This is a genomic window from Clostridium lamae, assembly GCF_033043255.1.
Taxonomy (GTDB): domain Bacteria; phylum Bacillota; class Clostridia; order Clostridiales; family Clostridiaceae; genus Clostridium; species Clostridium lamae.
Genome location: NZ_JASCQJ010000052.1, coordinates 1 through 21,884, shown reverse-complemented (window position 1 = coordinate 21,884; position 21,884 = coordinate 1). Strand labels below are relative to the sequence as shown.

The 21,884-nt window shown below is 33.4% G+C and carries 39 protein-coding genes; all 39 read left to right on the top strand.

What is annotated here, in order from left to right; genetic code table 11:
• On the top strand, nt 1–524 hold a 524-nt coding region (locus tag QK892_RS16735), incomplete at its 5' end, for an EF-Tu C-terminal domain-related protein (RefSeq protein ID WP_317274685.1).
• A gap of 578 nt (nt 525–1,102) precedes the next feature.
• Nucleotides 1,103–1,411 (top strand): 30S ribosomal protein S10, encoded by a 309-nt coding sequence (gene rpsJ, locus QK892_RS16730; RefSeq protein WP_008681195.1) that lies wholly within the window; start codon nt 1,103–1,105, stop codon nt 1,409–1,411.
• A gap of 81 nt (nt 1,412–1,492) precedes the next feature.
• Nucleotides 1,493–2,122, top strand: a complete 630-nt coding sequence (gene rplC, locus QK892_RS16725) for a 50S ribosomal protein L3 (protein WP_317274684.1) — start codon at nt 1,493–1,495, stop codon at nt 2,120–2,122.
• 24 nt (nt 2,123–2,146) lie between these two features.
• Nucleotides 2,147–2,767 carry a 50S ribosomal protein L4 gene (gene rplD, locus QK892_RS16720; RefSeq protein ID WP_317274683.1) on the top strand — a complete coding sequence of 207 codons (621 nt, stop codon included), beginning with the start codon at nt 2,147–2,149 and terminating at the stop codon, nt 2,765–2,767.
• Nucleotides 2,767–3,057 carry a 50S ribosomal protein L23 gene (gene rplW, locus QK892_RS16715; protein ID WP_317274682.1) on the top strand — a complete coding sequence of 97 codons (291 nt, stop codon included), beginning with the start codon at nt 2,767–2,769 and terminating at the stop codon, nt 3,055–3,057. Before rplD ends, rplW begins: the two co-directional genes overlap by 1 nt.
• A 62-nt stretch (nt 3,058–3,119) precedes the next feature.
• Nucleotides 3,120–3,953 carry a 50S ribosomal protein L2 gene (gene rplB / locus QK892_RS16710; RefSeq protein ID WP_317274681.1) on the top strand — a complete coding sequence of 278 codons (834 nt, stop codon included), beginning with the start codon at nt 3,120–3,122 and terminating at the stop codon, nt 3,951–3,953.
• Between the two features lie 68 nt (nt 3,954–4,021).
• Complete coding sequence (gene rpsS / locus QK892_RS16705; protein WP_291625434.1) at nt 4,022–4,306, top strand: 30S ribosomal protein S19; 285 nt, start codon at nt 4,022–4,024, stop codon at nt 4,304–4,306.
• Nucleotides 4,307–4,327: 21 nt separating this feature from the next.
• Entirely contained in the window at nt 4,328–4,663 is a 336-nt protein-coding gene (gene rplV / locus QK892_RS16700; RefSeq protein WP_008681188.1) for a 50S ribosomal protein L22, read from the top strand.
• Between the two features lie 19 nt (nt 4,664–4,682).
• Nucleotides 4,683–5,351, top strand: a complete 669-nt coding sequence (gene rpsC, locus QK892_RS16695) for a 30S ribosomal protein S3 (RefSeq protein WP_317274680.1) — start codon at nt 4,683–4,685, stop codon at nt 5,349–5,351.
• 17 nt (nt 5,352–5,368) lie between these two features.
• Nucleotides 5,369–5,803 (top strand): 50S ribosomal protein L16, encoded by a 435-nt coding sequence (rplP, locus tag QK892_RS16690; RefSeq protein ID WP_291625429.1) that lies wholly within the window; start codon nt 5,369–5,371, stop codon nt 5,801–5,803.
• On the top strand, nt 5,803–6,015 hold the full coding sequence (gene rpmC / locus QK892_RS16685) for a 50S ribosomal protein L29 (RefSeq protein WP_317274679.1): 213 nt from the start codon (nt 5,803–5,805) through the stop codon (nt 6,013–6,015). Before rplP ends, rpmC begins: the two co-directional genes overlap by 1 nt.
• 22 nt (nt 6,016–6,037) lie before the next feature.
• Nucleotides 6,038–6,292 carry a 30S ribosomal protein S17 gene (gene rpsQ, locus QK892_RS16680; protein ID WP_066889849.1) on the top strand — a complete coding sequence of 85 codons (255 nt, stop codon included), beginning with the start codon at nt 6,038–6,040 and terminating at the stop codon, nt 6,290–6,292.
• Between the two features lie 28 nt (nt 6,293–6,320).
• Nucleotides 6,321–6,689 (top strand): 50S ribosomal protein L14, encoded by a 369-nt coding sequence (gene rplN, locus QK892_RS16675; RefSeq protein WP_317274678.1) that lies wholly within the window; start codon nt 6,321–6,323, stop codon nt 6,687–6,689.
• Nucleotides 6,690–6,706: 17 nt separating this feature from the next.
• The gene (rplX, locus tag QK892_RS16670) at nt 6,707–7,021 is read left to right on the top strand and encodes a 50S ribosomal protein L24 (protein WP_317274677.1); all 315 of its coding nucleotides are present in this window, start codon (nt 6,707–6,709) and stop codon (nt 7,019–7,021) included.
• 23 nt (nt 7,022–7,044) lie between these two features.
• Nucleotides 7,045–7,587: a 50S ribosomal protein L5 gene (rplE, locus tag QK892_RS16665; protein ID WP_008681180.1), complete on the top strand. Its 543-nt coding sequence runs from the start codon at nt 7,045–7,047 to the stop codon at nt 7,585–7,587.
• Between the two features lie 15 nt (nt 7,588–7,602).
• The gene (locus tag QK892_RS16660) at nt 7,603–7,788 is read left to right on the top strand and encodes a type Z 30S ribosomal protein S14 (RefSeq protein ID WP_008681179.1); all 186 of its coding nucleotides are present in this window, start codon (nt 7,603–7,605) and stop codon (nt 7,786–7,788) included.
• 31 nt (nt 7,789–7,819) lie between these two features.
• Complete coding sequence (rpsH, locus tag QK892_RS16655) at nt 7,820–8,218, top strand: 30S ribosomal protein S8 (RefSeq protein WP_317274676.1); 399 nt, start codon at nt 7,820–7,822, stop codon at nt 8,216–8,218.
• A 62-nt stretch (nt 8,219–8,280) separates the two neighbouring features.
• Nucleotides 8,281–8,823: a 50S ribosomal protein L6 gene (gene rplF / locus QK892_RS16650; RefSeq protein ID WP_317274675.1), complete on the top strand. Its 543-nt coding sequence runs from the start codon at nt 8,281–8,283 to the stop codon at nt 8,821–8,823.
• Between the two features lie 20 nt (nt 8,824–8,843).
• A complete protein-coding gene (gene rplR, locus QK892_RS16645) occupies nt 8,844–9,206 on the top strand; it encodes a 50S ribosomal protein L18 (protein WP_317274674.1) in 363 nt (120 codons plus the stop codon).
• Between the two features lie 19 nt (nt 9,207–9,225).
• Nucleotides 9,226–9,723: a 30S ribosomal protein S5 gene (gene rpsE / locus QK892_RS16640; RefSeq protein WP_156626112.1), complete on the top strand. Its 498-nt coding sequence runs from the start codon at nt 9,226–9,228 to the stop codon at nt 9,721–9,723.
• Between the two features lie 12 nt (nt 9,724–9,735).
• A complete protein-coding gene (gene rpmD / locus QK892_RS16635; protein ID WP_008681171.1) occupies nt 9,736–9,915 on the top strand; it encodes a 50S ribosomal protein L30 in 180 nt (59 codons plus the stop codon).
• Between the two features lie 21 nt (nt 9,916–9,936).
• Entirely contained in the window at nt 9,937–10,377 is a 441-nt protein-coding gene (gene rplO / locus QK892_RS16630; RefSeq protein WP_291625395.1) for a 50S ribosomal protein L15, read from the top strand.
• Between the two features lies 1 nt (nt 10,378).
• Nucleotides 10,379–11,653 (top strand): preprotein translocase subunit SecY, encoded by a 1,275-nt coding sequence (gene secY / locus QK892_RS16625; RefSeq protein ID WP_317274673.1) that lies wholly within the window; start codon nt 10,379–10,381, stop codon nt 11,651–11,653.
• 22 nt (nt 11,654–11,675) lie between these two features.
• A complete protein-coding gene (locus tag QK892_RS16620; protein WP_317274672.1) occupies nt 11,676–12,326 on the top strand; it encodes an adenylate kinase in 651 nt (216 codons plus the stop codon).
• Nucleotides 12,326–13,075 carry a type I methionyl aminopeptidase gene (map, locus tag QK892_RS16615; RefSeq protein WP_317274671.1) on the top strand — a complete coding sequence of 250 codons (750 nt, stop codon included), beginning with the start codon at nt 12,326–12,328 and terminating at the stop codon, nt 13,073–13,075. The genes QK892_RS16620 and map overlap by 1 nt, the downstream gene beginning before the upstream one ends.
• 51 nt (nt 13,076–13,126) lie before the next feature.
• Nucleotides 13,127–13,438 (top strand): KOW domain-containing RNA-binding protein, encoded by a 312-nt coding sequence (locus QK892_RS16610; RefSeq protein WP_317274670.1) that lies wholly within the window; start codon nt 13,127–13,129, stop codon nt 13,436–13,438.
• A gap of 7 nt (nt 13,439–13,445) precedes the next feature.
• Nucleotides 13,446–13,664, top strand: a complete 219-nt coding sequence (infA, locus tag QK892_RS16605) for a translation initiation factor IF-1 (RefSeq protein ID WP_066889870.1) — start codon at nt 13,446–13,448, stop codon at nt 13,662–13,664.
• 43 nt (nt 13,665–13,707) lie between these two features.
• Complete coding sequence (rpmJ, locus tag QK892_RS16600) at nt 13,708–13,821, top strand: 50S ribosomal protein L36 (RefSeq protein ID WP_016205879.1); 114 nt, start codon at nt 13,708–13,710, stop codon at nt 13,819–13,821.
• Nucleotides 13,822–14,042: 221 nt separating this feature from the next.
• Complete coding sequence (rpsM, locus tag QK892_RS16595; RefSeq protein ID WP_317274669.1) at nt 14,043–14,408, top strand: 30S ribosomal protein S13; 366 nt, start codon at nt 14,043–14,045, stop codon at nt 14,406–14,408.
• Nucleotides 14,409–14,423: 15 nt separating this feature from the next.
• Nucleotides 14,424–14,816: a 30S ribosomal protein S11 gene (rpsK, locus tag QK892_RS16590; RefSeq protein ID WP_317274668.1), complete on the top strand. Its 393-nt coding sequence runs from the start codon at nt 14,424–14,426 to the stop codon at nt 14,814–14,816.
• A gap of 23 nt (nt 14,817–14,839) precedes the next feature.
• Nucleotides 14,840–15,460 carry a 30S ribosomal protein S4 gene (rpsD, locus tag QK892_RS16585; RefSeq protein ID WP_317274667.1) on the top strand — a complete coding sequence of 207 codons (621 nt, stop codon included), beginning with the start codon at nt 14,840–14,842 and terminating at the stop codon, nt 15,458–15,460.
• Nucleotides 15,461–15,563: 103 nt separating this feature from the next.
• Complete coding sequence (locus tag QK892_RS16580; RefSeq protein ID WP_317274666.1) at nt 15,564–16,511, top strand: DNA-directed RNA polymerase subunit alpha; 948 nt, start codon at nt 15,564–15,566, stop codon at nt 16,509–16,511.
• A gap of 14 nt (nt 16,512–16,525) precedes the next feature.
• On the top strand, nt 16,526–16,867 hold the full coding sequence (rplQ, locus tag QK892_RS16575; protein WP_136006894.1) for a 50S ribosomal protein L17: 342 nt from the start codon (nt 16,526–16,528) through the stop codon (nt 16,865–16,867).
• A 225-nt stretch (nt 16,868–17,092) separates the two neighbouring features.
• Nucleotides 17,093–17,938 (top strand): energy-coupling factor transporter ATPase, encoded by an 846-nt coding sequence (locus QK892_RS16570; RefSeq protein ID WP_317274665.1) that lies wholly within the window; start codon nt 17,093–17,095, stop codon nt 17,936–17,938.
• Nucleotides 17,923–18,783 (top strand): energy-coupling factor transporter ATPase, encoded by an 861-nt coding sequence (locus tag QK892_RS16565; RefSeq protein WP_317274664.1) that lies wholly within the window; start codon nt 17,923–17,925, stop codon nt 18,781–18,783. Before QK892_RS16570 ends, QK892_RS16565 begins: the two co-directional genes overlap by 16 nt.
• A 10-nt stretch (nt 18,784–18,793) precedes the next feature.
• Entirely contained in the window at nt 18,794–19,597 is an 804-nt protein-coding gene (locus QK892_RS16560; RefSeq protein WP_317274663.1) for an energy-coupling factor transporter transmembrane component T family protein, read from the top strand.
• Between the two features lie 23 nt (nt 19,598–19,620).
• A complete protein-coding gene (truA, locus tag QK892_RS16555; protein ID WP_317274662.1) occupies nt 19,621–20,355 on the top strand; it encodes a tRNA pseudouridine(38-40) synthase TruA in 735 nt (244 codons plus the stop codon).
• Nucleotides 20,356–20,537: 182 nt separating this feature from the next.
• On the top strand, nt 20,538–20,972 hold the full coding sequence (rplM, locus tag QK892_RS16550; RefSeq protein WP_191748737.1) for a 50S ribosomal protein L13: 435 nt from the start codon (nt 20,538–20,540) through the stop codon (nt 20,970–20,972).
• A 26-nt stretch (nt 20,973–20,998) separates the two neighbouring features.
• A complete protein-coding gene (gene rpsI, locus QK892_RS16545) occupies nt 20,999–21,391 on the top strand; it encodes a 30S ribosomal protein S9 (protein WP_317274661.1) in 393 nt (130 codons plus the stop codon).
• Nucleotides 21,392–21,884: the final 493 nt, after the last annotated feature.

Sequence of the window (21,884 nt, the reverse complement as noted above, 5' to 3'; positions counted from 1 at the left end):
CTGGTAGAGGAACAGTTGCAACAGGAAGAGTTGAAAGAGGAGTTCTTCACGTAGGAGACGAAGTAGAAATCGTTGGACTATCAGAAGAAAGCAGAAAAGTAGTAGTAACAGGAATAGAAATGTTCAGAAAGTTACTAGACGAAGCGCAAGCTGGAGATAACGTTGGAGTACTTTTAAGAGGTGTTCAAAGAACTGATATCGAAAGAGGTCAAGTATTAGCTAAGACTGGATCAGTTAAGCCACACAACAAGTTCGTAGGTCAAGTATACGTACTTAAGAAAGAAGAAGGTGGAAGACATACTCCATTCTTCGATGGATATAGACCACAATTCTACTTCAGAACAACAGACGTTACTGGATCAATCAAATTACCAGAAGGTATGGAAATGGTTATGCCAGGAGACCACATCGATATGAACGTTGAATTAATCACAAGAGTTGCTATGGACGAAGGATTAAGATTCGCTATCAGAGAAGGTGGAAGAACTGTAGGTTCAGGAGTTGTTACTACAATAATAGAATAGTAATTTATACTATTTAAATAAAATTAATTATAAAATTAAAATAAATTTGTGATCACAACCAGAGAGTAAGGGGACGCCTTTACTCTCTTTTATTTTTATAGAAAACTAAGAATTTATAGATGTAAATGTATATTAAGTAAGGGGAATTTAAAGTTCTATAGGAAATTAATATATTAAAATAAACGAATAATAAAAATTAAAAAATATAAATATCGCCAAAAATTACATATAAAAAAATATTGATTAATAGAAGAAACAAATATAAAATATATTTGCTGATGAAATTATTAGATAGAAGTTAATAAAAATATGCTTTAAAATTTATGAAAAAAGGTTAAAAAAGTCTTGAAAAGCCTATTTAAACATAGTATAATGTAGAAGTTGTATAGCGAACAGCGATGAGTCAGGAGGTTGCCGGACTTCCGGGTTAATTCCTGATGAGTATGTTAGGATCTAGAATCCGACGACAGGGGTTTTGTAAAAATTTGTTCAAAGGTATGAAACACCAGGAACAGTTTATAGAACGTCCGCTGTTGTGCGTTAGAAGTAAAGCGTACATGAAAAGGAGGGAAACCAAGATGTCAAAACAAAAAATAAGAATCAGATTAAAAGCTTTTGATCACAATATTTTAGATCAATCAGCTGAGAAAATTGTTGAAACAGCTAAGTCAACAGGAGCTAAGGTTGCAGGTCCAGTACCACTACCAACTGAAAAAGATGTTGTTACTATTTTAAGAGCTGTTCACAAATATAAAGATTCAAGAGAGCAATTCGAAATCAGAACACACAAGAGATTAATCGATATAGTTAACCCATCACCAAAAACAGTTGATGCTTTAATGAGATTAAACTTACCAGCTGGTGTTGATATCGAAATTAAGCTATAATTAATAATACTTATAAAATAAACAGTTTGAACTATTATGATTGTGTAACAATCCGCTAATATGTTTAGGAGGTGTAAATACATGAAAAAAGCTATATTAGGAAAAAAAATCGGAATGACTCAAATTTTTGATGTTAACGGAAAAGTTGTTCCTGTAACAGTAGTAGAAGCTGGCCCATGTGTTGTTATTCAAAAGAAGACTATCGAGAAAGATGGTTATGAAGCAATACAAGTTGGTTTTGGAGACATAAGAGAAAAATTAGTTAACAAGCCAAAGAAGGGACACTATGCTAAGGCTGGAGTTTCATTAAAGAGAAGATTAAAGGAATTAAGATTAGAAGATTGTTCAGCTTATGAAGTTGGTCAAGAAATAAAAGCAGACTTATTCGAAGTTGGAGAAAAAGTTGATGTATCTGGAGTTTCTAAAGGTAAGGGATTCCAAGGTGTTATAAAGAGATGGAATGCTAACAGAGGACCAATGAGTCACGGTTCTAAATTCCACAGAGCGGTAGGTTCAATGGGAGCTTCATCAGATCCATCAAGAACTTTCAAGAACAAGAATATGCCAGGACATATGGGTGCTGTTAATACAACAGTATTAAACTTAGAAGTAGTTAAGGTTATAGCTGAAAAGAACTTAATACTAATTAAGGGTGGTATCCCAGGACCTAATAAAGGTACAGTAGTAATAAGAAATGCAGTTAAAGCTTAATTTCTGTAGAAAGGAGGAAACAGGATGCCTACAGTAGGATTATTTAATCAAGAAGGAAAACAAGTTGGAGATATCCAATTAAATAATAATGTGTTCGGAGTTGAAGTTAATACAGATGCTATGCATCAAGTAGTAGTTGCTTTATTAGCAAACAAGAGACAAGGAACTCAATCAGCTAAAACAAGAGCTGAGGTTAGAGGAGGCGGAATTAAGCCTTGGAGACAAAAAGGAACTGGTAGAGCAAGACAAGGTTCTATTAGAGCACCTCAATGGATAAAAGGTGGTATAGTTTTTGCGCCAAAACCAAGAGAATATAGAGTTTCAGTTCCAAAGAGCATGAGAAGAGTAGCTATGAAATCTGCTTTAACTAGCAAGGTTCAAGACAATCAAATGATAGTTCTTGAGTCATTAGCATTCGAAGCTCCAAAGACTAAGAAAATGGTTGAGGTTTTAAAAGCATTTGATGCTAAAAAGACTTTAATCGTAACTGGAGAATCTAACGAAGTACTTTACAAATCAGCAAGAAATATAGCTGATGTACAAATTATGCCGGTTAACAACATCAATGTTTATGATTTATTAAAGTTTGAGAAATTAATCATAACTAAGGATGCTGTATCAAAAATCGAGGAGGTGTACGCATAATGACAAGCTATGATATTATAAGAAAGCCTGTTATCACTGAAAAGAGTATGACTGCTATGGCAGACAAAAAGTACACTTTCATAGTTCAAATAAATGCAAACAAAGTTCAAATCAAAAAGGCTGTTGAAGAAATCTTCGGCGTTAAGGTTGAAAAAGTTCAAACTTTAAGAACTATGGGAAAAACAAAGAGAATGGGCGTACATGTAGGAAAAAGAGCAGACTTCAAGAAAGCTGTTGTTACTTTAACTGAAGATAGCAAGAGTATAGAATTCTTTGAAGGAATGCAATAACGCATTAAAGCGTATTATTGGTATTTAAATACCAGAGAAGCTTAAGTAAGGAGGGAATTTACATGGCAGTTAAGAAGTTTAGACCGACTACCCCATCAAGAAGAGAAATGACAATGGCTACTTTTGAAGAAATCACAACAAGTACTCCTGAGAAGTCACTTCTTGTTTCATTAAACAAAACTGGTGGTAGAAATGCTCAAGGTAAAATAACTGTTAGACACCACGGTGGTGGAGCTAAGAGAAAATACAGAATAATAGATTTTAAGAGAAATAAAGATGGTATTCCAGCAAAAGTTGCTACAATAGAATACGATCCAAACAGAACAGCATACATTGCATTAGTAGTATATGCTGATGGTGAAAAAAGATATATAATAGCTCCAGTTGGATTAAAAGTTGGAGATGTTGTAGTTTCAGGAGCAGATGCTGATATTAAAGTAGGGAATGCTCTTCCATTAAAGAATATACCAGTAGGTACTTTTGTACACAATGTAGAATTACAAATTGGTAAAGGTGCTCAGATGGTAAGATCAGCTGGTACTTCAGCTCAATTAATGGCTAAAGAAGGTAACTACGCTACATTAAGATTACCTTCAGGTGAAATGAGATATGTTAGAATCGAATGTAGAGCTACAATAGGAACAGTTTCTAATACTACTAACGATATAATTAATATCGGTAAAGCAGGTAGAAAGAGACATATGGGATGGAGACCTACTGTTAGAGGTTCTGTAATGAACCCTTGCGATCACCCTCACGGTGGTGGTGAAGGTAGATCACCAATCGGTAGACCAAGTCCAGTTACTCCATGGGGTAAACCAGCACTTGGATACAAGACTAGAAAGAATAAGAAGTATTCTGACAAATTCATAATAAAGAGAAGAAACGATAAGTAGTATGAAGAGAAGTTAAATTTCTCTTCATGACTTGTCAGCCTAGAGATTATGAAGGGAGGCAAATCATAGTGAGTAGATCAACAAAAAAAGGACCTTTTGTACATGAAGGACTTATAAAGAAAATTGAAGAAATGAATGCTAGTGGAGATAAGAAGGTTGTTAAAACTTGGTCAAGAAGTTCAACAATATTCCCACAAATGATCGGTCATACAATTGCTGTTCACGACGGAAGAAAGCATGTTCCAGTTTTCATTAGTGAAGATATGGTTGGACATAAGCTTGGTGAGTTCGCATTAACTAGAACTTACAGAGGACACGATTATGACGAAAAAGCAGCAAGAAAAAGAAAGTAATCCCGGAAAGGAGGAACATAAATGGAAGCTAGAGCTATAGCTAAATATGTTAGAATGTCTCCAACAAAAGTAGGAGTAGTTCTTGATTTAATAAGAGGAAAAAATATTCAAGAGGCTTTCGCTATTTTACAATATACTCCAAAAGATGCGGCTGTTGTTATAAACAAGGTTTTAAAATCAGCTGTTGCTAATGCAGAAAATAATCATGAAATGGATGTAGAAAGATTATATGTAGCAGAAGCATTCGTTGGTGCAGGTCCAACACTTAAGAGATTCAGACCAATGGATCACGGTAAAGCGTTTAGAATAAACAAAAGAACAAGTAACATTACACTTGTAGTTAAAGAAAGAGCTTAAAAAGAAGGAGGGAAATCAAGTGGGTCAAAAAGTACATCCTCACGGACTTAGAGTAGGAGTTATCAAGGATTGGGATGCTAAATGGTATGCTTCAAAGAAGAACTTCGCTGACAATCTAATTGAAGATAACAAAATAAGAGAATTCGTAAAGAAGGAACTTTTCTCAGCTGGTATTTCAAAGATTGAAATTGAAAGAGCTGCTAAGAGAGTTAAGTTAAATATATATACTGCTAAACCAGGCGTAATTATCGGAAAAGGTGGAGCAGGAATTGAAGCTTTAAAAGCTAAATTAGCTAAAGTAGTTGCAAACAAAAATTTATTAATTAACATAGTTGAAGTTAAAAATGCTGAAGCAGATGCTCAATTAATGGCAGAAAATATAGCTGCTCAATTAGAAAAAAGAGTATCATTCAGAAGAGCTATGAAGCAAAGCATTCAAAGAGCTATGAGACTTGGAGCAAAAGGTGTTAAAACTGCTTGTTCAGGTAGATTAGGTGGAGCTGAAATAGCAAGAACTGAACAATATCATGAAGGAACAATTCCACTACAAACTTTAAGAGCAGACATCGATTATGGTTTTGCAGAAGCTGATACAACTTATGGAAAAATCGGCGTAAAAGTTTGGGTTTATAATGGAGAAGTTCTTCCAACTAAAAAAGTTGAAAAGAAGGAAGAAGTTAACGCATAAGAAAGGAGGAATTAGTCATGTTAATGCCTAAGAGAGTTAAGCATCGTAAGGTACAACGTGGTAGAATGAAGGGAAAAGCTACAAGAGGTAATTTCCTTGCATACGGAGATTTTGGTATTCAAGCAACAAGCTGTGGTTGGATAACTAGTAATCAAATTGAATCTGCCAGAATTGCTATAAACAGATATATAAGAAGAGGAGGAAAACTTTGGATAAAGATTTTCCCAGATAAGCCAGTAACTGAAAAGCCAGCTGAAACAAGAATGGGTTCAGGTAAGGGTTCACCAGAATACTGGGTAGCAGTAGTTAAACCTGGTAGAGTTTTATTTGAATTATCAGGAGTTAATGAAGAAGTTGCAAGAGAAGCTATGAGACTTGCATCACACAAACTTCCTGTAAAGTGTAAGTTCGTTACAAGAAGAGATTTTGAGGAAATGGGTGGTGAAGAATAATGAAGGCTAGAGAATTAAAAGAATTAAGAGCAAATAATCCTCAAGATTTAAAGGTTAGATTAAATGACCTTAAGGCTGAGTTATTCAACTTAAGATTCCAATTAGCTACAGGTCAATTAGAAAATCCTATGAGAATAAGAGAAGTAAAAAAATCTATAGCCCAAATCAAAACCATCATTAGAGAAGAAGAGATCAGGGCTTTCGAGCAGTAAATCTGAAAGGAGGTAACTCTTAATGGAAAGAGGACTAAGAAAGAAAAGAATAGGTAGAGTTGTTTCAGATAAAATGGATAAGACAATAGTTGTTGCTGTTGAAACTAAGGTTAGACACCCATTATATGGTAAAACAGTTAATAGAACAACTAAGTTTAAGGCTCATGATGAAAACAATGAAGCTAAAATTAATGATAGAGTTTTAATTATGGAAACTAGACCATTATCTAAAGATAAGAGATGGAGACTTGTTGAAATAGTTGAAAAAGCTAAATAGGCTTTAAGTCTGAAAGGAGGGTAATTCAATGATACAACAACAAACCTTACTAAAAGTAGCAGATAACTCAGGTGCAAAGGAAATTATGTGCATAAGAGTTTTAGGCGGATCTAAAAGAAAGTTCGGTAACATTGGAGATATAATAGTTGCGAGCGTTAAAAGTGCAACACCAGGCGGAGTTGTTAAAAAGGGAGACGTTGTAAAGGCTGTTATAGTTAGATCAGTTAGAGGATTAAGAAGAGCTGACGGTTCATACATTAAGTTTGATGAAAATGCAGCTGTTATTATAAAGGATGATAAGCAACCAAGAGGAACTCGTATCTTCGGACCAGTTGCTAGGGAGCTAAGAGATAACGAATTTAACAAGATTTTATCATTAGCACCTGAAGTTCTATAATGGAGGAGGTGTCTTATTTGAAGGTACATGTTAGAAAAAACGACACAGTTGTAGTTGTTTCTGGTAAAGATAAAGGAAAAACTGGTGAAGTTTTAAAAGTATATCCTAAAACAGGTAAAGTTATTGTTCAAGGAGTTAATATAGTTAAAAAGCACCAAAAACCAAGCAGAGCAAATATGCAAGGTGGAATAGTTGAAAGAGAAGGAGCTATATACAGCTCAAAAGTTATGTTATACTGCACAAAGTGCAAAAATGCTACAAGAATTAGTAACAAAATATTAGAAGATGGTACTAAAGTTAGAGCTTGTAAGAAGTGCGGAGAAACATTCTAGAATCTGAAAGGAGGTACTAAATTATGACAACAAGACTTCAAGAGAAGTATCAAAAAGAAGTAATTCCAGCTATGATTGAAAAGTTCGGATATAAAAATATAATGGAAGTTCCAAAGCTTGAAAAGATAGTTATAAATATGGGTGTCGGTGAAGCTAAGGACAATCAAAAAATATTAGAAGCAGCAGTTAATGATTTAAGCATTATTGCAGGTCAAAAGCCAATCTTAACAAGAGCAAAGAAATCAGTTGCTAACTTTAAGATAAGAGAAAACATGGCTTTAGGATGTAAGGTTACATTAAGAAAAGCAAAAATGTATGAATTTGCTGACAAGCTAATGGCTATTGCTCTACCAAGAGTTAGAGACTTCAGAGGAGTTTCAAGTAAGGCTTTTGACGGTAGAGGAAACTACTCATTAGGAGTTAAAGAACAATTAATATTCCCAGAAATTGAATACGATAAAATCGATAAGGTTAGAGGAATGGATATTATCTTCGTAACAACAGCTAACACTGACGAAGAAGCAAGAGAATTATTAAGATTCCTTGGTATGCCATTTGCTCAATAATAAGGAGGGGAAACCGTGGCACGTAAGGCTATTATTGAAAAGTGGAAAAAAGAACCTAAATATAAAACAAGAGCTTATACAAGATGTAGAATATGTGGAAGACCACATTCAGTATTAAAGAAGTTTGGTATATGCCGTATATGTTTTAGAGAACTTGCTTACAAGGGTCAAATACCTGGTTGTAAGAAAGCAAGTTGGTAAAAAACTGATGTAGTGAAAGGAGGCACATTAAATGGTTATGACAGATCCTATCGCAGATTTGCTAACTCGTATTAGAAACGCAAATGCTGTAAGACATGAAGTAGTAGAAGTTCCTTCATCAAACGTGAAGAAGGCTATTGCAAATATATTATTACAAGAGGGATACATTAAAGAATTAGAGGAATATAACGATGGTGTTGTTCCAATGTTAAGAATATCTCTTAAGTATGGTGCAGATAAAGAGAGAGTTATAACTGGTATTAAGAGAATTTCTAAACCAGGATTAAGAGTTTACTGCAAGAAAGATGAAATTCCAAAGGTATTAAGCGGACTAGGTATAGCGATTATCTCAACATCAACTGGATTATTAGTTGATAGAGAAGCTAGAAAAGCTGGATTAGGCGGAGAAGTAGTTTGCTACGTTTGGTAGTTCCAAATTAGAAAGTAACTAGATTAACATATATACGAACAAGTAAAACAGGAGGTGCGATTATGTCAAGAGTAGGTAGATTGCCTATAACTATACCTGCAGGCGTAACTGTAGCTGTTTCAGCAGATAATGTTGTTTCAGTTAAGGGTCCAAAGGGCGAACTTGTTAAAGCTATGAGCAAAGACATGAATATAGCAGTTGAAAATAACCAAGTTGTTGTTACTAGACCTAGCGATCAAAAAGAGCATAGAGCTCTTCACGGATTAACTAGAGCATTAATCAACAACATGATAATCGGAGTTGAAAAAGGATTTGAAAAGAGCTTAGAATTAATCGGTGTTGGTTACAGAGCTCAATTACAAGGAAAGAAACTTGTAATGAACTTAGGATATTCACATCCAGTTGAAATAGAACCAATAGATGGTATTACTTTCGAAACTCCAGCTGCAACAAAAGTTATTGTTAAAGGAATAGACAAGGAAAAAGTTGGAGCTGCTGCGGCTGATATAAGATCATGGAGAAAACCTGAACCATATAAAGGTAAGGGAATTAAGTATGATAATGAAGTAATCAGACGTAAAGAAGGTAAAACTGGTAAGAAATAATAGAAAGGAGTGAAGCCTTTATGTTTAAAAAGGTAGACAGAAAAGCTAGTAGAGAAAGACGTCACCTAAGAGTACGTAAGAAAATTTCTGGTACTCCTGAAAGACCAAGACTTTCAGTATATAGAAGTGAAAAAAATATATATGCTCAAATTATAGATGATGTTAATTCAGTAACATTAGTTTCAGCTTCAAGCTTAGATAAAGCTGTTGACGTTAAGGTTGGCGGAAACAAAGAAGCAGCAAAATTAGTTGGTGAATTAATAGCTAAAAAAGCTTTAGAAAAGGGAATCTCAGATGTAGTATTCGATAGAGGTGGATACGTATATCACGGAAGAGTTCAAACTTTAGCTGAAGCTGCTAGAGAAGCAGGCTTAAAATTCTAATAAACGAGGAGGGAAATACATGAGAATCGATCCTAGCACACTAGACCTTAAGGAAAAGGTTGTTAACATAAACAGAGTAACTAAGGTTGTTAAGGGTGGTAGAAACTTCAGATTCAGCGCTTTAGTAGTTGTAGGTGACGAAAACGGACACGTAGGCGTTGGAATGGGCAAGTCAATAGAAATCCCAGAAGCAATTAAAAAAGGAATAGAAGACGCTAAGAAACATTTAGTAAGTGTTGCTATAGTTGGAACAACTGTTCCTCATCAAATATATGGAAAGTTCGGAACTGGTAAAGTTCTTATAATGCCAGCTAAAGAAGGTACAGGAGTTATCGCTGGAGGTCCAGCTAGATCAGTATTAGAATTAGCAGGATTAAAGGATGTTAGAGCTAAATCATTAGGTTCAAACAATCCAAAAAACATGGTAAATGCTACAATTAACGGTTTAGCAAACTTAAGAACAGCTGAAGATATAGCTAAGTTAAGAGGCAAAACTGTAGAAGAAATTTTAGGTTAGGAGGGAAAAGCAATGGCAAAAATTAAAGTTACTCTTGTTAAGAGTTTAATTGGAAGAAAAAAAGACCATATTGCTACTGCACATGCCCTTGGACTAAAAAAGATTGGTAAGACAGTAGAACATGAAGAAACTCCTCAAATCAGAGGAATGATTAACAAAGTTGACTATCTACTAAAAGTAGAAGAAGTTTAGTAAGAGGAGGTGCATTAAGTAATGAAACTTCATGAATTAAAACCAGCAGCTGGAAGTAAAAAAGCTCCTAAGAGAGTTGGTAGAGGTACTGGTTCAGGATTAGGTAGAAATGCTGGAAAAGGTGAAAAAGGCCAAAAGGCTAGATCAGGTGGTGGAGTTAGACCAGGATTTGAAGGAGGTCAAATGCCACTATATAGAAGACTTCCTAAGAGAGGCTTCACAAATATATTTGCTAAGCAATATGTAAGCATTAATGTTGATAGATTAAATATATTTGAAAATGGAACTGAAATAACACCAGAAGTTTTACTTGAAAGAAGAGTTATAAGTAAAGTAAAAGATGGAGTTAAGATTTTAGGAAACGGCACACTAGAGAAGAGCCTTACTGTTAAAGGATGTAAGTTCTCAAAATCTGCGGCTGAAAAGATTGAATCAGCTGGAGGAAAAGTTGAGGTGATTTAGTATGCTATCAACCCTACGTAATGCCTGGAAGGTTCCCGAATTAAAAAAGAGATTTTTATGGACTATATTTTTAGTTGCAATTTTCAGGATAGGAACACATATTCCTGTTCCTGGAATTAGCACAGATGTTTTAAAGAGTTTAGCAGGTAGTGGAACTATATTTAGTTTTTATGATCTAATATCAGGTGGAGCATTTAGTCAGTTTAGTATATTTGCTTTAAGTGTAACACCATATATTAATGCTTCTATAATAGTTCAATTATTAACTATAGCAATTCCTTCATTAGAACAACTTTCAAAAGAAGGCGAAGAAGGAAGAAAGAAAATACAAAAGATTACAAGAATTTTATCGATAGTAATAGGATTTATTCTTGCTTTTGGTACTTATAGTATGGTTGCAGCTAGAGGAGCTACAATTGGAATGGGATGGGCTGATATTATTGTTATATTAGTAGCTTTAGTAGCAGGTTCAACTTTCTGTATGTGGTTAGGTGATCAGATTACCTCTAAAGGATTTGGTAATGGTATATCCATACTAATATTTGTAAATATAGTATCGCAGTTACCGACAACTTTAATGTCATTATTTACATTAAAGGATCAAGGAAAAATTTCTATAATAGGAATTTTATTATTTGTTGCTGCTGCAATTTTGTTATTATGTATTGTAATATTCTTCTCATTAGCAGAAAGAAGAATACCAGTTCAATATGCTGGTAAAGCTGTTGGATCTAAGGTTATGAGAGGCCAAAGCACTCATATTCCTTTAAGCATAATAGGGTCAGCTGTTATAGCAATAATTTTTGCTATGTCAGTTATGATGTTCCCTAAAACAATTGCAGAATTCTTCCCGAATGTAGTTTGGGTGCAAAGTGTTGTGACAAGTAAGTATAGTATATTCAATGAGACTACATGGATGTATCCAGTTGCTTATTCAGTATTAACTATATTCTTTACTTGGTTCTATACGCAAATCACATTTAAACCTGATGAAATGGCAGAAAATCTTCATAAGTCAGCTGGATTTGTACCAGGAATAAGACCAGGGGAAGCAACAGAAAAGTATTTTGAAAAAGTACTTACAAAAGTATCTTTAATTGGAGGAGTATTTGCTGCTTTACTAGCAATACTACCAATATTAATTTCAAATTCACAATTACAAGGAATTCAATTTGGTGGAACATCATTATTAATTATGGTTGGTGTTGGACTTGATTTCTCAAGACAATTAGATTCACAATTAGTAATGAGACATTATCAAGGATTCTTAAAATAGATTAATAATGGAGATGATGCCCGTGAAGATAGTATTATTAGGTCCTCCTGGAGCAGGTAAGGGAACACAGGCAAAATCAATTAGTAATAGATACTCAATACCACATATTTCTACTGGAGATATATTTAGAAAAAATATTTCTGAAAATACTCCTTTAGGAATAGAAGCTAAGAAGCACATCGATAAAGGACAGTTAGTACCAGATGAAGTTACTATTAATATGGTAAAAGACAGGTTACAACAAGATGACTGCACGAATGGATATTTATTAGATGGCTTTCCAAGGACAGTTCAACAAGCAGAAGCACTTCAAGATTTCCTTCTTAATAGGAATGAATCCCTTGATACAGCTCTGTTGATCGAGGTACCTACGGGATTTATTTTAGAAAGAATGACAGGTAGAAGAGTATGTCCATCATGTGGGGCTAGCTATCATATAAAGTTCAATCCATCAAAGATAGCAGGTAAATGTGATGTTTGTGGAAGTGATATAATCCAAAGAAAAGATGATACAGAAGAAACTGTGTCTGAAAGACTTGATGTGTATGAGAAACAAACACAACCACTGATTGATTTTTATAAAGAAAGAAACTTACTTTCAATTGTAGATGGAACAAAAGCTATTAATGAAGTATTCGAAGGTATCTGTAGTATCTTAGGGAGTGTTAAATAATGATTATCATTAAAAACAACAAAGAGATAGACCTTATGAGAGCAGCAGGTAAAATAGTAGCAGAAACATTATCATTAATTGAGGAAAAAGTAAGACCAGGAATAACTACTGCTGAATTAGACAGGATAGCAGAAGAATTTATAACTAAGCATGGAGCAAAGCCTTCATTTAAAGGGCTGTATGGTTTTCCAGCTTCACTATGTATATCTGTTAACGAGCAAGTAGTTCATGGGATCCCAGGAGGTTATGTATTAAAAGATGGAGATATTATCAGTGTAGACTGTGGAGCTAACATAAATGGCTTTCACGGTGATGCTGCAAGAACCTTTGGTGTAGGAAATATAAGTGAAGAAGCTGAAAGGTTAATTAATGTAACAAGAGAAAGCTTTTTCAAGGGTATTGAATATGCAAAGGTTGGTAACAGGCTTACTGATATATCACATGAAATACAAAGCTACGTTGAAGCCTCGGGCTTTTCTGTAGTAAGAGATTTCGTAGGACACGGTATAGGTAGAGTTGTACACGAAGATCCAGATGTACCTAACTATGGTCGACCTGGAAGGGGACCAAAATTAGTAGAGGGAATGACTTTGGCAATTGAACCTATGGTTAATATAGGGAACTATAAAGTTAAAACATTAAGTAATGATTGGACTGTAGTAACTAGTGATGGAAGTCTATCTGCACACTACGAAAACACTATTGTAATTTTACCAGATGGACCCGAAATATTAACACTGATTAGATAAGTGTTGCTTAGTTATAAATTCGCATGATACCAAAAGGTGGCTTGTAGATTTATGGCTAAGGTAATCATTGAGGTGAAAAGTTTGCAAAACAATGACTTAATTGGGAAAGTGGTTCTTTCAAAAAGAGGAAGAGATAAAGGTCATTTATATGTTATAATAGGGCATTTAAGTGATAATTATGTAATTCTTAGTAATGGGAGCACTAAAACAGTTCAGATGCCTAAAAATAAAAACTTAAAACATATAAATGTTTTAGAGGATGTAGATGATGAGATTAAAGAATCTATCATTTCAAAGGATAGAGGTACTGATTTAAAAATAAAAAGATTTCTAAAACTTAAAGGCATTGTTAAGGAGGGTTGATTACCTTATGTCAAAAGATGATGTAATAGAAATGCAAGGTACTGTACTAGAAGCACTACCAAATGCTATGTTCCAAGTGGAACTAGAGAGTGGTCACAAGATTCTAGCACATATTTCAGGAAAATTAAGAATGAACTTCATAAGAATTCTACCAGGAGATAAGGTTACGATAGAACTTTCTCCATATGATTTAACAAGAGGTAGAATTACATGGAGAGCTAAATAATTAAAGTGGAAAATACCACTAAGTATTACAAGGAGGGTTAGCGATGAAAGTAAGACCATCAGTTAAGCCTATTTGCGAAAAGTGCAAGATTATAAGAAGAAAAGGAAAAGTAATGGTTATCTGTGAAAATCCTAAGCACAAGCAAAAACAAGGCTAATACAATCAAAGTATAGGCAAAAAAAGTATAGTTTAACTATGTAAACTGTATTGACTTTTCACTTAAAGTCAAATATGATTATATAGGCATTTAATTAAGTAGATAAATTTTAGGTGCGGCTGACAGTAGAGAATTGCTCTACTGACCTAGGATTTAATTATATAAATATACACATATAATTAAAGTTGTATGCATTTCAATATCAGGAGGTGTAAGTTTTAATGGCAAGAATTTCAGGAGTAGACCTACCAAGAGAAAAAAGAGTTGAAATAGGTCTAACATATATATACGGTATAGGACTTTCTACTTCACATAAGATTTTAGCACAAACAGGAGTAAATCCTGATACAAGAGTTAAAGATCTTACAGAAGAAGAAGTAACAAAGATAAGAGAATACGTAAAAACTTTAACAATTGAAGGTGACTTAAGAAGAGAAGTTGCATTAAATATTAAAAGATTAGTAGAAATTGGATGTTATAGAGGAATAAGACATAGAAAAGGTCTTCCAGTTAGAGGTCAAAAGACTAAGACTAATGCTAGAACTAGAAAAGGTCCAAAGAAAACTATCGCAAATAAGAAGAAGTAGTGAGGAGGTAATTCGATGGCTCAAAAAGTTAAGAAGACTAGAAGAAGAAAAGAGAGAAAGAATGTTGAGCATGGTGCTGCACACATCAAATCAACTTTCAATAACTCAATAGTTACTTTAACTGATGCAGTAGGAAACGCTTTATCATGGTCAAGTGCAGGAGCTCTAGGCTTCAGAGGATCAAGAAAAAGTACTCCATATGCAGCTCAAATGGCAGCAGAAACAGCAGCTAAAGCAGCTATGGAACATGGATTAAAGAGTATAGAAGTATATGTAAAGGGACCTGGTGCTGGTAGAGAAGCAGCAATCAGATCTTTACAAGCGGCAGGATTAGAAGTAACACTAATTAAAGACGTTACTCCAATCCCACACAACGGATGTAGACCACCAAAGAGAAGAAGAGTCTAGTATTCATATAGGAGGTGTAATTAATGGCAAGATATACTGGAGCTACATGTAGATTATGTAGAAGAGAAGGTATGAAGTTATTCCTTAAAGGGGATAGATGTTATACAGATAAATGTGCTTTTGTTAGAAGAAGCTATGCACCAGGACAACATGGAGCAGCAAAGAAAAAGCTATCTAACTACGGAGTACAATTAAGAGAAAAGCAAAAAGCTAGAAGAATATACGGAGTATTAGAAGGCCAATTCAGAACTTATTACGAAAAGGCTGATCATATGAAAGGTATTACAGGTGAAAACTTACTTAAGTTACTAGAAATGAGACTAGATAACGTTGTTTATAAATTAGGTTATGGTGCTTCAAGAGCTGAAGCTAGACAATTAGTTACTCATGGACATTTCTTAGTAAATGGTAAGAAAGTTGATATTCCTTCATTCAAGGTTTCTGTTAATGATGAAATATTAGTTTCAGAAAAGAGCAGAGGAACTGAAAAATTCAAGACATTTATTGAAAATCCAAAGACATTACCAAAATGGTTAGAAGCAAATGTTGAAAATTATTCAGGTAAAGTAATTGCTGAGCCAGCAAGAGAAGACATTGACGTTCCAGTTAATGAAACTCTTATCGTTGAGTTATACAGCAAGTAATAGTTTAATATTTGTATTGTTAAGATTTATCTTACAATACAAATATATAAGCAATTGCCCTCAGAATAATGTTGCCATTTAATATATTAAGGAGGGTTTGTACATGTTAGAAATAGAAAAGCCAGTAATTGAATGTATAGAAGCAAATGAAAATGGTACTTATGGTAAATATGTAGTTGAACCATTAGAAAGAGGATATGGTATAACTCTTGGAAATGCTCTAAGAAGAATACTTTTATCATCACTTCCAGGTGCAGCTCCAACATCAGTTAAAATTGATGGAGTACTACATGAATTTTCAACTGTACAAGGTGTTAAGGAAGATGTTACAGAAATAATACTAAACATTAAATCTTTAGCATTAATAATGAATGGTGAAGGTCCTAAGACAATATATATAGATGCTCAAGGACCTGGAGTAGTTACAGGTGCAGATATAAAGACTGATGGAGATGTTGAGGTTGTTAGCAAGGATCTTCATATTGCTACATTAGATGATAATGGTAAGTTATATATGGAAATAACTGTTAACAGAGGAAGAGGATATGTTACTCAAAATAAAAATAAGAGTGAAGATCTTCCATTATCAGCTATTGCTGTTGACTCAATTTATACACCAGTTAAGAGAGTTAACTTTACTGTTGAAAATACGAGAGTAGGTCAAATTACTGACTACGATAAGTTAACTTTAGAGATCTGGACTAATGGAACTATTAAAATAGATGAAGCGATAAGCTTATCTGCAAAAATTCTTATAGAACATTTCAAGTTATTTATGTCATTAGGAGATAGTACTAATGATGTAGAGATTATGATAGAAAAAGAAGAAGATAAGAAAGAAAAAGTACTAGAAATGACTGTTGAAGAGCTAGATTTATCAGTTAGATCATATAACTGTTTAAAGAGAGCTGGAATAAATACAGTTCAAGAGCTTGCTGGAAAATCAATGGATGACATGATGAAAGTAAGAAATCTAGGAAAGAAATCTTTAGAGGAAGTCGAAAGAAAGCTTAAGGAATTAGGCTTAGGATTAAGACTAAACGATGAGTAAGGAGGTAAATCCATATGGCAGGTTATCGTAAATTAGGTCGTCCTACTGACCAAAGAAGAGCTATGTTAAGAAGCCTTGTTACAAGCTTTTTAAAGCATGGTAAAATAGAAACAACTGAAACAAGAGCAAAAGAAACTAGAAAGTTAGCTGAAAAGATGATCACTTTAGCAAAAAGAGGTGACCTTCACGCTAGAAGACAAGTTTTAGCTTTTGTTCATGAAGAAGAAGTAGTTCAAAACCTATTTGACAATGTTGCTCCAAAGTACGCTGAAAGAAACGGTGGATACACTAGAATGTACAAAAAAGGCCCAAGAAGAGGGGACGGAGCAGAAGTTGTTATACTTGAATTAGTATAATATATAGGGGGATTAAGTGATAAGACTTAGTCCCCATTTTTGCATATAAAAAATGAATTTATATACAGGATTATTAAATACTATATAAGAACTTAAAAATTTATATTTAAAGTAATTGTAATTAAAGAAATGTATATTATAATATTCTTATGCTAATGTATATACACTTATTAAGATTTTATATAATATTTAATTAGTGATAAGCGATATGAGGAGGGCTATATTATGGAAGAAGCAATGATTAAATGTAATAATGTATCTTTTAAATATAGAGCAAATGAGGGAGAAGAAGAAAGATATGCTGTTAATGAAGTGAGTTTTGAGGTTGAAAAAGGAGAATTTCTAGTAATCTTAGGTCATAATGGATCTGGAAAATCAACAATTGCGAAGCATATGAATGCTCTTTTAGTACCTTCTGAAGGAACTGTTATAGTAGATGGATTAGATACTTTAGATGCAAAAAACGTATGGGAAATTAGATCAAAGGCAGGTATGGTGTTTCAAAATCCTGACAATCAATTAGTAGCTACAATAGTTGAAGAAGATGTTGCCTTTGGGCCGGAAAACTTAGGAGTGTCACCACAGGAAATAAGAAAAAGAGTAGATGAGAGTTTAAAAAAAGTGGGGATGTACGAGTATAGAAGGCATGCACCACATTTACTTTCTGGAGGGCAGAAACAAAGAATTGCTATAGCTGGAATATTAGCTATGAAGCCAGAATGTATAATATTTGATGAACCAACAGCCATGTTAGATCCATCAGGGAGAAAAGAAGTTTTAGAAAATATAAAAGAAATAAATAAAAATTATGGAATCACTATAGTACTTATAACTCATTATATGGATGAGGCTGCTCAGGCAGATAGAGTTATTGTAATGGATGATGGGAAAATAATTTTAGAAGGAAAGCCAAGAGAAGTATTTTCTAATGTTAAAGAAATGAAAGAAATAGGATTAGATGTACCTCAGGTTACAGAACTATGCTATGAATTAAGAAATAGCGGGGTAGATATTGATACAAATATTTTAAATGTAGATGAGATGGTGAATGTTATATGTCAATTAAAATAGAAAATTTAGTACATGTTTATATGAAGAAGTCACCTTTTGAAAAAGTGGCTTTAGATAATGTGAATATAGAAATTGATAATGGCGAATTTGTTGCACTTATTGGTCATACTGGTTCTGGAAAGTCAACATTAATTCAGCATATGAACGGTTTACTTAAGCCAACATCAGGTAGAATAATAGTCGATGGAGAAGATATAACTAAAGAAGGAGTTAAGCTTACTGATATAAGAAAGAAAGTAGGGTTAGTTTTTCAATACCCGGAATATCAATTATTTGAGGAAACTATTGAAAAAGATATAGAATATGGACCAAGAAATTTAGGTCTACAACAAGAAGAAATTACGAGAAGAGTAAAAACTGCCATGAGAATGGTTGGACTAGATTATGAAATTTATAAAAATAAGTCTCCTTTTGATCTAAGTGGAGGACAAAAAAGAAGAGTAGCAATAGCTGGTGTAATTGCTATGGAGCCAAAAGTGCTCATATTAGATGAACCTACAGCGGGATTAGATCCAAAAGGAAGAGATGATATTTTGGAGCAAATAAAGAAATTACATGAAGAATATAAGATGACGATTGTATTAGTTAGTCATAGTATGGAGGATGTAGGAAAACTCGCTAAGAGAATAATAGTTATGAATAGTGGAAAAGTGGCTTTAGAAGGAACACCAGGTAAGGTGTTTAAGCAAGTTGATACATTAGAGAAAATAGGTCTTGCAGTACCACAAGTAACGTACCTTATGAGAGCTCTAAAAGAAAAAGGATTCGATGTGTCAGATGAAGTATATACTATTAGCCAAGGCAAGCAAGAGTTATTAAGAATTTTAAAGGAAGATAGAAGTTAGGAGGATCAAAATGATAAAAGATATAACTATAGGTCAATATATACCAGGTGAAACCTTTGTTCATAAACTGGATCCTAGGACTAAAATATTATTATCTATTTTATTTATTGTCTCTCTATTTGTGGTTGATAAATTTATTGGATATGTATTAATAGTTGGATTTTTAGCTTTAACAGTGTATGCTGCTAAATTGCCACCAAGATATCTATATAAGGGATTAAAACCCGTATTCTTTCTTATAATTTTTACAGCAGTTTTAAATATATTTATGATTAAAGGAACAGCAGATACATTAATATTTGAACTGGGATTCATAAAAATATATACTGAAGGTCTTAGAACCGCAGGGTTTATGGCACTAAGACTTATTTTCTTAATTATGGGAACATCAGTATTAACTTTAACAACATCACCAATTGAACTGACAGATGGGATAGAAAGATTACTTAGACCAATTGGGAAAGAAATTGCACATGAGCTTGCTATGATGATGACAATTGCGTTAAGATTTATTCCTACTTTAATGGATGAAACTGATAAGATAATGATGGCGCAAAAGGCAAGAGGTGCAGATTTTGAAAGTGGTGGATTAATACAAAAGGCAAAGAGTTTAATACCTTTATTAATTCCTCTATTTATAAGTTCTTTTAGAAGAGCTGATGAACTGGCTATGGCAATGGAGGCTAGGGCATATAGAGGTGGAACAGGAAGAACAAGAATGAAAGAATTAAAGTTCTCTAATAAAGATGCTATTGCGTTTGCTATATTTTCAATATTGATCATAGGAAGTTTTGTTATAAGATTTGCCTTATAATAATTAAATAAAGGTGATACAGTATGAGGAATATTAAGCTGACTATAGAATATGATGGAACAAATTATTTAGGATGGCAAAAGCAAAAAGTAGGCAAAACTATACAAGGGACAATAGAAGAGGCTATAAGATCATTAACTAATGAAGATATAGAGGTTACAGGAAGTTCTAGGACTGATGCTGGCGTTCATGCTAAAGGATTTATAGCTAATTTTAAAACTAATAACAAAATACCAGCAAATAAATATAGAGAAGCTATTAATCATAAACTACCTGAGGATATTGTGATCCTAAAATCTGAAGAAGTGAATGAAGAATTTCATGCAAGATATAATGCAAGGGGGAAAACCTATTCTTATTCTATATTAAATAGAGATGTACCTTCAGCAATAGATAGAAGTTATCTATATCATGTAAAACGTAAATTAGATTTAGAAGCTATGAAGGAGGCATGTAAGTATTTTATAGGTACTCATGATTTTGTAGCATTTAAAACTAGTGGTAGTTCAGTTAAGACAACAATAAGGACAATATCGGAGCTATACATAGAAGAAAATGATAATATAATAAAAATCTACGTAACAGGTGATGGGTTTTTATATAATATGGTTAGAATAATAGTTGGAACATTAATTATGGCTGGCTCACATAAAATTAAGCCAAATGAAATTAAAAATATTATAGCTAACAAACAAAGGGAAAATGCTGGAATATGCGTACCTGCAACAGGATTAGTACTGGAAAAAGTTTATTATTAAAATTTATTAAATTAATTCAAATAATAGGATAAAATATATTGACACACCCGTGTGCGTGTATTATAATAAGTTTGTTTGTTAGAATTATTTATGTATATAAGATCCACTAGCCCCGGGTCTTGACATAAAAGCAGTACTTAAAAAGAAGTAAAGCACAAATGTAAGTTCAGGGAGGGAAAAACATGAAATCATACATCGCTAAGGCGCAAGAAGTTGAAAGAAAATGGTATGTTGTTGATGCTGCTGGTAAGCCACTAGGAAGAGTTGCTAGCCAAGTTGCTTCAATTTTAAGAGGAAAAAATAAGCCAACATTTACACCAAATGTTGACTGCGGAGATTTCGTTATCGTAATCAATGCTGAAAAAGTTGTTTTAACTGGTAAGAAGTTAGATCAAAAATTAATGAGAAAGCATAGCTTATATCCAGGTGGATTAAAGGAAACTCCATATAGAGAAGTATTAGCTAAGAAGCCTGAATTCGCTTTCGAAGAAGCTGTAAGAAGAATGCTTCCAACAGGTGTTTTAGGAAGAAAAATGCTTAAGAAGCTAAAAGTATACAGAGGTGCTGAGCACGGACATGATGCTCAAAAACCAGAAGTACTTGAATTAAAGTACTAATACATGCTCGGGAGGAGGAATAAAAAATGGCAAAAGTTCAATACATGGGAACTGGAAGAAGAAAAAAATCAATAGCAAGAGTTAGACTTGTACCTGGAAATGGTAAAGTTGTTATAAATAACAGAGAAATCGAAAACTATTTCGGATTAGAAACTTTAAGAATGATAGTAAATCAACCATTAGTTTTAACTGAAACTAAGGACAGATTCGACGTATTAGTTAACGTTCATGGTGGTGGATTCACAGGTCAAGCTGGAGCAATAAGACATGGAATAACTAGAGCTTTAATAAAATCTGACGAAAACTTAAAGTCAGAATTAAAGAAAGCTGGATTTGTAACTAGAGACCCAAGAATGAAAGAAAGAAAGAAATACGGTCTTAAGAAAGCAAGAAGAGCTCCACAATTCTCAAAGAGATAATATTTGGATGTTCAAAAATCTCACAAACTTTGGTTTGTGGGATTTTTTTATTAAAAATAATACTATATTAATAAAGGTTAATAATAAATAAATCTATAGGTTGATTCACAAATTAGGTTAAAGAGCATAAGTGTATCAGAGAACTTATACATTTAACTGATGCAGAATTAGGCGCAGATTGGATTAATGTAAATGATATATCTTCACCTAGTGTGACAGAGAGGCTTAGGGAGTGGAAGGATGCTTATTCGATAAGCTCCTTTTTTCATTAGTTTATATAGTATTTATAAGCTAAATATTCATGAACTTCATGTTTTTATTTCTTTATTAATTTTATAACAAAATAATATTAATTAAGATATAATAATATTAGAAAAAGTATTAAAATCTGTTATTATTTAGATAATATTAGAGAGGTTAATATTGAAAAATTCTTAATATTATTATAATATTAAAAAGGATTTATTCTTAATTAAAAAAGGGTATTTATGGA